This is a genomic window from Streptococcus sp. GMD1S, from assembly GCF_000296875.1.
Lineage (GTDB): Bacteria > Bacillota > Bacilli > Lactobacillales > Streptococcaceae > Streptococcus.
Genome location: NZ_AJQY01000030.1, coordinates 1 through 12,925, shown reverse-complemented (window position 1 = coordinate 12,925; position 12,925 = coordinate 1). Strand labels below are relative to the sequence as shown.

The 12,925-nt window shown below is 41.9% G+C and carries 15 protein-coding genes and 1 pseudogene; 5 read left to right on the top strand and 11 right to left on the bottom strand.

The window, feature by feature from the left end:
• The first annotated feature begins 172 nt into the window (after positions 1-172).
• Both GMD1S_RS05180 and GMD1S_RS05175 read left to right on the top strand, forming a co-directional pair.
• Positions 173-973 carry a DUF1189 domain-containing protein gene (locus tag GMD1S_RS05180; RefSeq protein ID WP_000938240.1) on the top strand — a complete coding sequence of 267 codons (801 nt, stop codon included), beginning with the start codon at positions 173-175 and terminating at the stop codon, positions 971-973.
• Positions 974-982: 9 nt separating this feature from the next.
• A complete protein-coding gene (locus GMD1S_RS05175; protein WP_001145416.1) occupies positions 983-1,969 on the top strand; it encodes a LacI family DNA-binding transcriptional regulator in 987 nt (328 codons plus the stop codon).
• A 33-nt stretch (positions 1,970-2,002) separates the two neighbouring features.
• Here the strand turns inward: GMD1S_RS05175 and GMD1S_RS05170 are convergent.
• The 9 genes and pseudogenes from GMD1S_RS05170 to hisS all read right to left on the bottom strand — a co-directional run bounded on the left by GMD1S_RS05170 (position 2,003) and on the right by hisS (position 8,648).
• Positions 2,003-2,943: pseudogene (locus tag GMD1S_RS05170) on the bottom strand (YitT family protein).
• Positions 2,921-4,684, bottom strand: a complete 1,764-nt coding sequence (gene aspS, locus GMD1S_RS05165; RefSeq protein WP_000830905.1) for an aspartate--tRNA ligase — start codon at positions 4,682-4,684, stop codon at positions 2,921-2,923. Before aspS ends, GMD1S_RS05170 begins: the two are co-directional and overlap by 23 nt.
• A gap of 151 nt (positions 4,685-4,835) precedes the next feature.
• A complete protein-coding gene (locus GMD1S_RS05160) occupies positions 4,836-5,054 on the bottom strand; it encodes a hypothetical protein (RefSeq protein WP_000832178.1) in 219 nt (72 codons plus the stop codon).
• 17 nt (positions 5,055-5,071) lie between these two features.
• Positions 5,072-5,713, bottom strand: coding sequence for a CPBP family intramembrane glutamic endopeptidase (locus GMD1S_RS05155; RefSeq protein ID WP_000771227.1), 642 nt, complete (start codon positions 5,711-5,713; stop codon positions 5,072-5,074).
• 9 nt (positions 5,714-5,722) lie between these two features.
• Positions 5,723-6,457 (bottom strand): DUF3169 family protein, encoded by a 735-nt coding sequence (locus GMD1S_RS05150; RefSeq protein WP_000730198.1) that lies wholly within the window; start codon positions 6,455-6,457, stop codon positions 5,723-5,725.
• A 13-nt stretch (positions 6,458-6,470) separates the two neighbouring features.
• Positions 6,471-6,821, bottom strand: coding sequence for a PspC domain-containing protein (locus tag GMD1S_RS05145; protein ID WP_000657658.1), 351 nt, complete (start codon positions 6,819-6,821; stop codon positions 6,471-6,473).
• A 2-nt stretch (positions 6,822-6,823) separates the two neighbouring features.
• Positions 6,824-7,021 carry a hypothetical protein gene (locus GMD1S_RS05140; RefSeq protein ID WP_001046146.1) on the bottom strand — a complete coding sequence of 66 codons (198 nt, stop codon included), beginning with the start codon at positions 7,019-7,021 and terminating at the stop codon, positions 6,824-6,826.
• On the bottom strand, positions 7,018-7,224 hold the full coding sequence (locus GMD1S_RS05135; RefSeq protein ID WP_000916943.1) for a helix-turn-helix transcriptional regulator: 207 nt from the start codon (positions 7,222-7,224) through the stop codon (positions 7,018-7,020). Before GMD1S_RS05135 ends, GMD1S_RS05140 begins: the two co-directional genes overlap by 4 nt.
• A gap of 143 nt (positions 7,225-7,367) precedes the next feature.
• A complete protein-coding gene (gene hisS, locus GMD1S_RS05130; RefSeq protein ID WP_000775880.1) occupies positions 7,368-8,648 on the bottom strand; it encodes a histidine--tRNA ligase in 1,281 nt (426 codons plus the stop codon).
• Positions 8,649-8,815: 167 nt separating this feature from the next.
• Here hisS and GMD1S_RS05125 point away from each other — a divergent pair, with 167 nt between their 5' ends.
• Positions 8,816-9,157 (top strand): metal-sulfur cluster assembly factor, encoded by a 342-nt coding sequence (locus GMD1S_RS05125; RefSeq protein ID WP_001204052.1) that lies wholly within the window; start codon positions 8,816-8,818, stop codon positions 9,155-9,157.
• 176 nt (positions 9,158-9,333) lie between these two features.
• Here GMD1S_RS05125 and ilvD read toward each other — a convergent pair whose 3' ends face one another.
• Positions 9,334-11,037: a dihydroxy-acid dehydratase gene (ilvD, locus tag GMD1S_RS05120; protein ID WP_000137380.1), complete on the bottom strand. Its 1,704-nt coding sequence runs from the start codon at positions 11,035-11,037 to the stop codon at positions 9,334-9,336.
• Positions 11,038-11,257: 220 nt separating this feature from the next.
• Between ilvD and rpmF the strand changes: the two genes are divergently transcribed.
• Both rpmF and rpmG read left to right on the top strand, forming a co-directional pair.
• The gene (gene rpmF / locus GMD1S_RS05115; RefSeq protein WP_000290417.1) at positions 11,258-11,440 is read left to right on the top strand and encodes a 50S ribosomal protein L32; all 183 of its coding nucleotides are present in this window, start codon (positions 11,258-11,260) and stop codon (positions 11,438-11,440) included.
• A 15-nt stretch (positions 11,441-11,455) separates the two neighbouring features.
• Entirely contained in the window at positions 11,456-11,605 is a 150-nt protein-coding gene (gene rpmG / locus GMD1S_RS05110) for a 50S ribosomal protein L33 (RefSeq protein ID WP_001265622.1), read from the top strand.
• Positions 11,606-12,053: 448 nt separating this feature from the next.
• On the opposite strand, the gene GMD1S_RS05105 is transcribed toward rpmG, so the two are convergent.
• Positions 12,054-12,925: DUF389 domain-containing protein (locus GMD1S_RS05105; protein ID WP_000321568.1), on the bottom strand; the 872-nt coding region annotated here is incomplete at its 5' end.

The following is a 12,925-nucleotide window of genomic DNA, read 5'->3' as shown; positions in this document are numbered from 1 at the left end:
TTTGAGCAACCTGCGGCTAGCTTCCTAGTTTGCTCTTTGATTTTCATTGAGTATTAGAGCTTGTGACTATAAAACTATTCTTGAAGCAAGCAATTTGTCTCCTAGACTTGAAATAAAGCACATTTCTCTATATAATAATACTCATATAGAAAACACTTTTAGAAAGATGCCTATGCTTCCATATCCATTTTCATATTTTTCAAGTATTTGGGGATTTCGTAAGCCCCTGTCAAAACGTTTTGGACTCAACTGGTTTCAACTCCTCTTTACTAGCATTTTCCTCATCAGCTTGTCTATGGTTCCAATTGCCATTCAAAACAGCTCACAGGAAACGTATCCACTGGATACGTTTATCGATAATGTCTACACACCCCTGACAGATGAAGCGATCATGGATTTGTCGGAGAATGCGCAGATAATAGATGGAAAACTGAGCTATGCTGGAACTAAAAATCAGCAGCCTTCTCTTTTAATTGGCCCAAGCCAAAACAAAGAATTGCCAAAGGACTTGCAACTTCATTTTGATACGGAAGAACTCGTCATCAGTAAGGAAAGTAAGGAACTAACTCGCATTCGCTACCACGCGATTCAAACGGAGAGTTTCCAGAGTAAGGAAGATCTAACCCAAGCCATTTCTAAAGATTGGTACCAACAAAATCGGGTCTATATCAGTCTCTTTCTCGTTCTTGGTGCAAGCTTCCTCTTTGGATTGAATTTCTTCATTGTCTCTCTTGGAGCTAGTCTCCTCCTTTATATCACCAAAAAATCACGCCTCTTTTCATTTAGGACCTTTAAAGAGTGCTACCACTTTATCTTAAACTGTTTAGGATTACCCACTCTGATTACGCTTATTTTGGGACTTTTTGGCCAAAATATGACAACGCTTATCACTGTACAAAACATTCTTTTTGTTCTTTATCTGGTCACTATTTTTTACAAGACACATTTCCGTGATCCAGATTATCATAAATAGGAGATTTTTATGCCCGTGACGATTAAAGATGTGGCTAAAGCAGCAGGTGTCTCACCTTCAACTGTTACCCGCGTCATCCAAAATAAATCAACGATTAGTGATGAAACCAAAAAACGAGTTCGCAAGGCGATGAAGGAGCTCAACTACCATCCCAACCTCAATGCTCGTAGCTTGGTAAGTAGCTATACTCAGGTTATCGGTCTGGTGCTTCCTGATGACTCGGATGCCTTTTACCAAAATCCTTTCTTCCCATCTGTCCTACGAGGGATTGCCCAAGTCGCGTCTGAAAACCACTACGCTATCCAGATTGCAACGGGGAAAGATGCAAAAGAGCGGCTCAAAGCTATTTCTCAGATGGTCTATGGTAAGCGTGTAGATGGTTTGATTTTCCTCTATGCTGAAGAAGAAGATCCTCTGGTCAAGCTAGTAGCCGATGAGCAGTTCCCTTTCCTCATTCTCGGAAAATCTACTTCACCCTTTATCCCTCTTGTTGATAATGACAATGTACAGGCGGGCTTTGATGCGACAGAGTATTTCATCAAAAAAGGATGCAAACGAATTGCCTTCATCGGGGGGACAAAGCGACTCTTCGTAACGCAAGATCGTCTAACTGGCTATGAGTCCGCACTCAAACAACACCAACTTCCGATTGATACCAACTTAATCTACTTTGCAACCGAATTTCTAGAAGAAAAAGGGTATCAGTTCAGTGAACTCCTATTCAATCACGATCCGCAGATTGATGCTATCATCACAACCGACAGTCTCCTAGCCGAAGGAGCCTGTGACTATATCGCTAAGCACAAACTGGATGTTCCTGTCCTCAGCTTCGACTCAGTCAATCCTCGACTTGACCTCGTAGCTTATGTGGATATCAATAGTCTAGAACTTGGGCGCGTTTCCTTTGAAACCATTCTCCAGATCATCAACGATGCTAAAAACAATAAACAGATTTGTTACCGCCAGTTGATTGGACACAAAATTATCGAAAAATAAAGACCAGCCCCAAGGCTGGTCTTTTGAGTATTATTAATTGTCTGTTTCTACGAATCGTCCGAGGATGTGGACATTTTCGGATACAGAGACAAAGGCTGTCGGATCGACCTGTTTCATGATGTGTTTAAAATCATTAAACTCTGCTCGTGTGATAACCGTAATCAAGACTGCTTTTCTCTCATGATTATAGGTCCCTTCTGCATCGTGGATCATGGTTGCTCCGCGGTGCAATTTTTTATGGATTTTTGCGATTACCTTGTCAGGATTATTGGTCACAATCATGGCCTGCATACGTTTTTGCTTGGTAAAGACCGCATCCGTCACACGGCTCGATACAAAGATGGTAATCATGGAGTAGAGGGCGTATTTCCAACCAAAGGTCAATCCTGCTATCAGCATAATCGTCCCATTCACTAAGAAAGAAATACTACCGACATTTCTCCCTGTTTTCTTTCGAATGGTCAGACTGACGATATCTGTACCTCCCTAGAAATATTGTTACGGAGCGCAAAACCAATCCCCAAGCCCATGACAACACCCCCAAAAAGGGCGTTGATAATGGGATCCTCTGTCAAGGTCACAACTGGTACAAGCTGGATAAAGAGAGAACTCATGGATACTGTGATGAAGGTAAAGATTGTAAACTTATGCCCAATCTGATACCAAGCCAAAATCATCAACGGAAAATTGATAGCATAAAAGGTTAGCGATATCGGAATGTAAAAACCAAACCAGTGATTACTCAAGGCAGAGATAATCTGTGCCAGACCCGTCGCGCCACTGGAGTAAACGTGCCCTGGTTGAAAAAAGAAATTGACTGCTACTGCTGACAGAAAGCCATAAACCAGAGAAGCCGATACTTTCTCATCATATTTTTCCCGAGAGATACTTTGTAAAACTCGTAAGATTTTTATCTGATAAGCAAAGCGGCGCAGATAATAGCGCCACCGCTTAATTCGTTTTGCTTGTTTCATCTTCTTCTACTTGTAAGCTGAGTTCCTCTAGTTGTTTGAGAGCGACTGTTGATGGAGCTTGAGTCATTGGGTCTGTTGCCTTATTGTTCTTAGGAAAGGCAATGACTTCACGAATATTTTCTTCTCCTGCTAAGAGCATCACAAAACGGTCAAGTCCAATAGCCAAACCACCATGTGGTGGGAAACCATAGTCCATGGCTTCAAGAAGGAAGCCAAACTGGTCATTTGCTTCTTCAGATGAGAAACCAAGAGCCTTAAACATGCGTTCTTGAAGGTCTTTTTGGTTGATACGAAGACTACCACCACCAAGCTCATAACCGTTCAAGACGATATCGTAAGCAATGGCACGAACCTTAGCCAAATCACCTTCTAATTCGTGAGCTGTTTCTTCCTGTGGAAGGGTAAATGGGTGGTGGGCGCTCATGTAGCGACCTTCTTCTTCAGACCATTCAAACATTGGCCAATCAACCACCCAAAGGAAGTTGAATTTATCGTTATCAATCAAGCCAAGCTCTTTGGCAATACGTCCACGAAGGGCACCAAGGGTTGCATTTGCTACTTCAAGCGTATCCGCCACAAAGAGAACCAAATCCTTGTCTTCAAGACCAAGCGCTGCAGTCAATTCTGCTTGCATCCCAGTCAAGAACTTGGCAACTGGTCCATTTAATTCTCCCTCAACTACCTTGACCCAAGCAAGACCTTTGGCACCGTACTGTTTGGCTACTTCGGTCATCTTGTCGATGTCTTTACGTGAGTAGTTATCCGCAGCTCCTTTGACCACAATAGCTTTAACGGCAGGTGCTTCTGAAAAGACTTTGAAATCAACACCTCTAACCACTTCTGTCAAGTCCTGAAGCAACATATCAAAACGAGTATCTGGCTTATCAGAACCGTAAAAGGCCATAGCATCATCATACTTCATACGAGGAAATGGAAGAGTTACTTCGATGCCTTTGGTTTCTTTCATCACGCGCGCAATCAATCCTTCTGTAATATCTTGGATTTCTTGCTCCGTAAGGAAGGATGTTTCCAAGTCGACCTGGGTGAACTCAGGCTGACGATCACCACGCAAGTCCTCATCACGGAAACATTTGACGATTTGGTAATAGCGGTCGAAACCAGCATTCATCAACAATTGCTTAGTGATTTGTGGACTTTGAGGAAGAGCGTAGAAATGCCCTTTATTGACACGAGATGGCACCAAATAGTCACGCGCCCCTTCTGGCGTTGACTTCGAAAGGAATGGCGTCTCCACATCGATAAACTCCAACTCATCCAAGTAATTACGGATAGAGTGGGTCACCTTGGCACGAAGCTTAAGGTTTTCTAGCATTTCTGGACGACGAAGGTCAAGGTAACGGTAACGCAAACGTGTATCGTCATTGGCCTCAATCCCATCTTTAATCTCAAAAGGTGTTGTTTTGGCTGTATTAAGCACCGTCAAAGCTGTCACGTTCAACTCAACTGCACCAGTCGGCAATTTATCATTAGCTTGCTCACGCGCAACGACTTGTCCAGTCACCTCGATGACAAACTCACTGCGAAGACTTTCAGCTGTTGCCATGACCTCTGCAGATACTTTTTCAGGGTTGATAACCAACTGCATGATTCCTTCACGGTCACGAAGGTCGATAAAGATTAAACCACCCAAGTCACGACGACGGCCAACCCATCCTTTCAAAGTAATCTCTTGTCCGATATGTTCCTCACGAACACGACCAGCATACATACTACGTTTCATGTTTTCTCTCCTCTTTTATTCTGTTACTATTTTACCATAAAAGCGCAGGCTCTTCATGAAAATCAGCAGAAAAGTTTGATTGTCTTTAGAAATCAAAACGAACAGACAAAAAATCCGATGAAAACGTCATCGGATTCTCTGATTATGATTCTTAACCTTTTTTACGCTTTTCAGCAATCTCAGCTGCCTTTTTAGGTAGAACAATCTCCGTCGCATAAGCTGTCGCAAAACGCAAGACACCTGCAATAGGCGCAAAGACAACCGCTAGATAGTTGTAAAAGAAGTCGCCTTTAAAGGCATAGGCAAGTGCCCCGATGATAAAGAAGAGAACGACCGCCTGTATCACTGCTAATAAAATTACTCGTTTCATGTGACCTCCTGACTCTATTATAGCATGAGTATCATCAAAAAGCCGATTAAATTATTCAAAGCGTGGAGAGAAATGCTGTAAAGAAGACCTTTTCGGCTTACATAAGCCAGTCCCAAACTCAATCCCAGACTAGCATAAACTAAAAACTGTTGCAAAGCCCCTGGAAAATGAATCAAGGCAAAAAGCACACTTGATACGAGGAGAAACAGAGCTGTCTGTTTGCTGTTGTTCTGCTTAGGAAAGAGATAGCGCGCCAGCATCCCTCTAAAAATGAGTTCTTCCGTCAGAGGAGCAAAGACTACCACCATAAAGAAACCAAATACAGGCTGAGCAACTGTCAATTGTGATACGATTTGTTGATTGACTGACGGATCTTCTGGCAAAAAGAACTGAGCTGTAATCGCCACTAGCAAAACCAGAGTAGGCAACCAGATATAACGATTAAAAGCTGTCGTCTGGATGCTAACCTTTTCTGTCTGATACCATCTGTAAACTCCATAAACATAGGCCCCTGACAGAGCGATATAGAGTGGCAAGACTCCAAAGATCGAAGCCCCTAGGTCAAGCGCTGATAAAGCCATACTCTGAATCAGACCATAGCCAAAGTAAAAGGATAGGACAGCTAGAAGAAACCAGCCAAGATTTTTAAGTAATTTCATAAAAGACTCCTATTTGAAATAACGTTTTACCATAGGTAATTGCATCACATTGATATAAATATGGATCGCTCCTACAAGCAAGAAGGCTAGTAACTGAATCTCTCCTGTCAGTAAGGAAAAGAGAACGATTAGAAAATAGAGAGTTGGCAAGACATACTGGTTTAATTGGAATAAAATTCGAAAACTCTGTTCTAAATTAGCCTTGCGCTCCCCTTCATCGTAAGAGTTTATATAGCCCAAGACATCTTTTGGTGTAGAGAAGAATTCCAAATCAAACTGACGAACGATCGCAATGGTCTTATAGAGATATTTTTGAGCACTGAAAATCATCACTAATGCCAAAAAAGAAAGAGATAAGGTTATAGAGCTGATATTTAGTACAATTACTTCACTACCTGAGATGAAAAGAGCCAAAAAAATCGCTACGCCTGCACTATTAAAAGCAATAGTTCCAAACTCGAGATTACGATACATTTGTACATAATAGGTTTCATTCAGATCATCATCCATTTCCTCTTGATACAAGGAGTGAAATTTTCTGCTTTTCTTTAAGAAATCGAAAGTCAAAAACATACTAATGAAACCTAACAGTAAACAAATAGATGATATCCATGGAATCACGATTTTGACATCTAAAATGGTTCCATAGTTTTCGGTATAGGCCTTAAACATCCCTGCAAACATGCCCAAGAAGCCTCCCAAGATCAAAGCCATTAAAAATAACAATCCACGTTTCTTTTTCATATTCATCCTCTTTCTAAACTAATCCAACCAACCACTGACCAAAGTCCTTACCTGACTCAAAGATAGCGGTCAAGCCTTCTGTTCCAAGTGACACCAAAATCAAACAAACAGCAAGTAAGAGAATAGCTTGGTTTCTAGCTTTTTTTGCTCCATCCCCCAAGGGTTCATTGCCAAGCCAACCTGCTAGATAGGCATAGAGAGTTACTGTTATAATACCAATCTCCGTAGAAGAGAGAAACAAGAAGACTGTCACCAAACGAACGATATTGGCTTGAATGTTAAAATAATTTCCTAAACCTGCACAAACACCCGCAAGTTCTTTGTGCTCAGTATCGACTTGAAAACCCGCTAAAAACTCTTTCATATTCATTCTCCTTTTTCACTTGCTAGATTTTTGAATTTCTTTTCAATCCAGTCAACTACTGGGATGAGAGCAAAGTAGGCCCAAACAAATTGGTCGCTTTGATATGGATTAAACCAGCCTAGGTCCATCCCAATCAGTAGAAATACGCTGACTAATAGAGCTATGGCAACTACATAATACATTACTTTATACTTATTCATTCCTCATCCTCCTCTATACGAAAGACTGACTCGACTGGCTCATGGAATATCTGAGCAATCTTCAGGGCAATAACGATGGATGGGGTGTACTCATCCCGTTCTAACAAACTGATGGTCTGTCTGGAAACTCCTGCTAGCTTGGCAAGTTCGGTCTGATTGAGACCATCGCGAGCCCGAAGCTCTTTTAAACGATTTTTAAGCATTCCTTTCTCCTTTACTCTTAACTTACTTATATTGTAACACATCTTTTTCTTTTTGACAAGTATATTTGTCAAAAAGTTTATGATTTTTGTCATTTTGCAAAAGAAAACGGTCAGGAGTAAGGTCCTGACCGGTTTTTCTACTATTAAAAGCCTAATTTTTCAAAGATTTCTGAGAAATTTTGATTGATAGCATCAAGTGACACTTGAACTTCTTCTCGTGTTTGGTTGTTCTTAACCGTCACTTGTCCGCTTTCGACTTCGCTCTCCCCTAGCGTGATGAGAGTCTTAGCCGCAAAGACATCGGCTGACTTGAACTGAGCTTTAAGCTTCCGGTTGAGGTAGTCACGCTCTGCTTTGAATCCTTGTTGGCGAAGGGCTTGTACCAATTCCAAGGCCTTAACATTTGCTCCTTCACCCAAGACTGCGATATAAACATCTAGAGCGTTTTCGATAGGGAGGGCCACACCTTGCTTTTCAAGAATGAGAAGCAGGCGCTCTACACCAAGGCCAAATCCAAATCCAGCAGTTTCAGGACCACCAAAGTAAGCAACCAAACCATCGTAGCGACCACCCGCACAGACCGTCAAGTCATTGCCCTCAATCTCAGTAATGAACTCGAAAATCGTGTGGTTGTAATAGTCCAGACCGCGCACCATATTGGTATCGATGATATAGTCTACACCCAGATTTTCCAACATCTGACGGACGGCATCAAAATGAGCTTGGCTTTCCTCATCAAGGAAATCCAAGATAGACGGCGCATTCTCTACTGCTACCTTGTCTTCTTTTTCCTTAGAGTCCAAGACACGGAGAGGATTTTCCTCCAAACGACGTTGGCTATCCTTCGACAAGGTCTCCTTGAGCGGTGTTAAATAGTCGATCAAGGCTTGACGATAAGCCGCACGGCTCTCAGGATTTCCCAGAGTGTTAAGGTGCAATTTCACACCTTGGATGCCGATTTCTTTCAAGAAATAAGCTGCCATCGCGATAGTTTCCACATCGGTAGCTGGATTGCTAGAGCCAAAACACTCGACACCAATCTGGTGGAACTGGCGTAAACGACCTGCTTGTGGACGCTCATAACGGAACATAGGGCCCATATAGTAGAACTTGCTTGGCTTTTGCACTTCTGGTGCGAAGAGTTTATTTTCCACATAGGAACGGACAACGGGCGCAGTTCCTTCTGGACGAAGGGTGATATGACGATCACCCTTGTCATAGAAATCATACATTTCCTTGGTTACGATATCTGTTGTGTCTCCGACAGAGCGACTGATGACCTCGTAATGCTCAAAAATAGGCGTGCGCACTTCTGCATAGTTATAGCGCTTGAAAATTTCACGGGCAAAGCCCTCAACGTACTGCCACTTGGCAGACTCAGCAGGTAAAATATCCTGCGTTCCTTTTGGTTTTTGTAATTTCATAGGGAATCCTCTTTAAACTTAATAGTCTTATTTTACCACAAATAGAGGGATTAAAACAGTGAGAGCAGAAAATCTCAAGAGAGTCTTTTCAGAAAATTCATCAAAAACTTGCCAAATTGTCAGAATTATGAGAAAATAGAGGATATTTATCAGGTGGAGGGACTGTTATGAGAGACGATATCAAAATCAATGACCGCGCTTTGGCCTTACAAGACCAAATTATCGAAAAACTAGAGAAGGTTTTTGATACAGATGTGGAATTGGATGTTTACAATCTAGGACTGATTTATGAAATCAATCTGGATGAAACGGGTCTCTGTAAGATTGTCATGACCTTCACCGATACTGCCTGTGATTGCGCTGAAAGCCTGCCTATCGAAATCGTGGCAGGTCTGAAACAAATAGAGGGTATCGAAGATGTCAAGGTTGAAGTTACCTGGTCGCCTGCCTGGAAGATTACACGAATCAGTCGCTACGGCCGTATTGCCCTTGGACTGCCACCTCGTTAATACTCTTCAAAAATCTCTTCAAACCACGTCAGCTTTATCTCCAACCTCAAAGCTGTGCTTTGAGCAACCTGCGCCTAGCTTTCTAGTTTGCTCTTTGATTTTTATTGAGTATAAGCAGGCAAATCATTTTTGAAGAAGATGAAAAAAAGCAAGCCAAAATGGCTTGCTTTTTGAGTTTACTTTTTACCTGACTTGTCCATATTCCAGAAGTCTGTCACGGCTCCGCGTGAAGCAGATGATACGATATGGGCATATTTACCGAGAACACCACGGCTGTAAAGAGGTGGCAATGTTGTTTCTGCCTTGCGTTTTTCAAGTTCTTCTTCTGATACGGCCATGGAAATTTCTTTGGTATCTTGGTCAACCGTAACGATATCACCTGTACGGAGGTAAGCAATCGGTCCACCATCCTGAGCTTCAGGAGCGATATGTCCGACAACCAGACCATAAGTACCACCAGAGAAGCGTCCATCCGTCAAGAGGGCAACCTTGTCTCCTTGACCTTTACCAACGATCATGGATGAAAGGGATAGCATCTCAGGCATACCAGGACCACCCTTAGGCCCAACGAAACGGACAACAACTACATCGCCATCAACGATTTCATCTGTCAGAACAGCCTGGATAGCATCTTCTTCTGAGTCAAAGACCTTAGCTGGTCCAACGTGGCGACGCACTTTCACACCTGATACTTTAGCAACCGCACCATCAGGGGCAAGGTTCCCATTCAAGATGATAAGCGGACCGTCTGCACGTTTTGGATTTTCAAGTGGCATAATGACTTTTTGGCCTGGTGTAAGGTCTGCAAAGTCAGCCAAGTTTTCAGCGACTGTCTTACCAGTACATGTGATGCGGTCGCCATGAAGGAAACCATTTGCCAAGAGGTATTTCATAACCGCAGGGACACCACCGACTTCGTAGAGGTCTTGAAAGACATACTGACCAGATGGTTTCAAGTCAGCCAAGTGAGGCACGCGCTCTTGGATCGTATTGAAGTCCTCAAGTGACAAGTCAACATTAGCCGCATGGGCAATGGCAAGCAAGTGAAGAGTGGCATTTGTAGAACCACCGAGAGCCATAGTTACAGTGATGGCATCTTCAAAAGCTTCACGAGTCAAGATATCTGATGGTTTGAGACCAAGCTCCAGCATCTTGACAACAGCACGTCCTGCTGCTTCGATATCTTCTTTCTTGTCAGCTGATTCAGCTGGATGAGATGAAGATCCTGGCAAACTCATACCGAGAACTTCGATAGCAGTTGCCATGGTATTAGCTGTATACATACCACCACAGCCACCAGGGCCAGGGCAGGCATTACATTCGAGACGTTTCACGTCCTCAGCTGTCATGTCACCATGGTTCCATTTTCCGATACCCTCAAAGACAGAAACCAAGTCAATGTCTTTGCCATCAAGATTTCCCGGTGCAATAGTACCACCATAGGCGAAAATAGCTGGAATATCCATATTGGCAATGGCAATCATAGAACCAGGCATGTTCTTGTCACAGCCACCGATAGCGACAAAGGCATCCACGTTGTGACCACCCATCGCAGCCTCAATAGAGTCCGCGATGATGTCACGAGATGTTAGAGAGAAACGCATACCAGGCGTTCCCATGGCGATCCCGTCTGCTACGGTAATGGTTCCAAACTGAACAGGCCAAGCGCCCGCAGATTTGACACCTTCTTTAGCCAATTTCCCAAAATCATGCAAGTGAATGTTACATGGTGTATTTTCCGCCCAAGTTGAAATCACTCCCACAATCGGTGTTTCAAAGTCCTTATCTGTCATTCCAGTGGCACGAAGCATGGCACGGTTTGGTGATTTCACCATACTGTCATAAACGCTACTGCGGTGACGTGTATCTAATTCTGTCATTTGTTCCCTCCCATTTCAGTTTTTACCATTATAGCACAATTTCCGCATGAAGAACAGAATAAAATTCTTGAATTTTCAGAAAATTTCGATTACTAGCTTCTAATTTTTTTATCTTTTTTTGTCAAGTAACTTTACTTTACAAAAAAAATGTGTTATCCTAGTATGGTTGATGAAAATCACTAGATTGAATCGAATTTAAATACCTAAAGGAGAAAAGAAAATGGCAGTACCTGCACGTCGCACCTCAAAAGCGAAGAAAAACAAACGTCGTACACACTACAAAGTAACAGCTCCATCTGTAAACTTTGACGAAACTACTGGAGATTACTCACGTTCTCACCGCGTATCACTTAAAGGATACTACAAAGGACGTAAAATCGCTAAAGCTGCATCAGCTGAATAATAGAAGGGAGATACCATGCGCGTAAATATCACACTTGAACACAAAGAATCTGGTGAACGCTTGTACCTTACTTCTAAAAACAAACGTAACACTCCAGACCGTCTTCAATTGAAGAAATACTCACCAAAACTTCGCAAGCACGTAGTGTTTACAGAAGTTAAGTAGGGGTTCAATACGAATCAATACATAAGAAAAACGCTGATTTAAAGCGTTTTTTCTTTTTGCCAAATGCGATATATTGCACTGTATTTCAATCCAAACTCTACCTTTTTCTCTACCTTTTTTCTTAAGACCTGGTTTGGAAAGTATGAATTTCAGTTGGACTAAAAACAGCGTAATATCAAGACTTTTCTCCGCTTTTATAAAAGCGTTTTTCCAATCAAATTCAACTAATTTTATCTAAATGGTGTGGATTTTACCCCCAAAATTACAGAGAATGGAGCTGATAAACACTAAACGTTCACACCATTAGTTAAATGATTTTTTTCATCATTTTTCTTAGATGATAGAACTTCTAATTTATTTCTTATTCAAGCAAAAACAACCTGCTATAAGTAAGAAAGAGGAAGATACAAGAAAAACACGGCGTAAAAACCGATTCAGTTCATTGTCCTCAATCCTTGTCTGCTTCATTTTCTTTTACGAGATCGTTTTGTGAATCTTTTTCAGAGAGTTTTTGATCAATATACTTGTCAATGTTTTCATAAAATTCCTTGGTCGCTTCACTATCTAATGTTGGCGAGTTCTGAACTTGATTCACTTTCAATTGAACAGATTGAATACCGTAAGAGGCTTGTTTTTGGTGGAGTGTTTCTAATTCTTCTTCTGAAATCGGATCTCCAACAACCGTCAAGACCAATTCATTGTTACTTGACTTGTAGACTTGATTAATAACCGTATAATTGGCGAACTCTTTTCCTACAAACTGTTTGATCCCTTCTTTGCGCGCTTGTTCTATTGTCAGAGTAACTGCCGAATAGCTAGCTGGAAGAATCAACAATACAATCAAAGAAATCAAGCCAATTCTCATTTTAATGCTCAGCTCTTTAAATGAAGTTAAAGGAGATTTTCTCATCAAAATTCTTGTTCCAACAATGTTGGCTAGCATGATAAAGACACAGTTGATCAAGAAAAGATAGAGAGCCCCCAATAAAAATCGTACATTCCCATTAGCTAAACCATAGCCAGCAGTACAGATAGGCGGCATCAAAGCTGTAGCAATGGCTACTCCTGGCACGATATTGTTTGCTTCTTTTTTCCTTGAACCGATCACACCAGCAATCCCACCAGCAATAGCAATGAGAACATCCCAAATGGTTGGAGAGGTTCGTGCGATCAACTCGCTACTTGCATAAGACAAGGGAGAAATCCAGAAATACAGAGTCGAGACAAGCAAACTGACCAACACTTGAGTCAATAAAACCTCTAGAGATTGCTTGATTAAACGCGTATCAAAAATAGCTAAACCGAATCCCAGTCCAACAA